Source organism: Pseudomonas putida (genome assembly GCF_028682635.1).
GTDB classification, from domain to species: domain Bacteria; phylum Pseudomonadota; class Gammaproteobacteria; order Pseudomonadales; family Pseudomonadaceae; genus Aquipseudomonas; species Aquipseudomonas putida_AE.
This window is the reverse complement of the sequence record NZ_JANHLK010000082.1, coordinates 1-650: the sequence shown is the minus strand read 5'-3', so window position 1 is coordinate 650 and position 650 is coordinate 1. Positions and strand designations below refer to the sequence as shown.

General features: G+C 64.8%; 1 protein-coding gene. It reads left to right on the top strand.

Going from position 1 to position 650, the window contains the following annotated elements; all coding sequences use genetic code 11:
• A partial coding sequence (gene vgrG / locus NPS56_RS30955) for a type VI secretion system tip protein VgrG (protein WP_274078169.1) occupies window positions 1–650 on the top strand: 650 nt, incomplete at both ends.

Below are 650 nucleotides of genomic sequence, written 5' to 3'. Positions count from 1 at the left end.
TGTCCAGCTCCCGCGACGAAGCCCGCTATGAAATCACCCTGCAACCGCGCCTGGCGCTGCTCGCACACGGCCGCCAGTACCGCCTGTACCAGCAGCAGTCGGTCCCGGAGATCGTCGAGCACATCCTGCGCAGTCGCCACGACTTTCTTGGCCAGCATTTCCTGTTCCAGCTGGTGCGTGAATACCCCCGCCGCGAGCAGGTCATGCAGTACGGCGAAAGCGACCTGGCGTTCATCGAGCGCCTGCTGGCCGAAGTCGGCATCTGGTACCGCTTCAGCCACGACGACCGCCTGCAGATCGACGTCGTCGAATTCCACGACGACCAGCGTCACTACCAGTTCGGCGTAAAGCTGCCGTTGCGTGCGCCGGCCGGTTTCGCCAGCGGCGAGGACGGCGTGTGGGGCCTGCAAACCCGTCACCAGGTGGTGGAGAAATCCATCAACTTCCGCGCCTATCATCACCGCGATGCCCGGGCCCGGCTCGATGGCGAAGTCGACCAGACCCGCGCCACCACGACCACCACCTACGGCGAGGCCTACCACTACGCCGAACCCTACCGCGTGCTCGGCGATCGCCTCGACCAGGACGAAGACCTGCAAAGCGAAAGCGGTTTTTTCTACGCGCGCCTGCGCCACGAACGCTACCTCAAC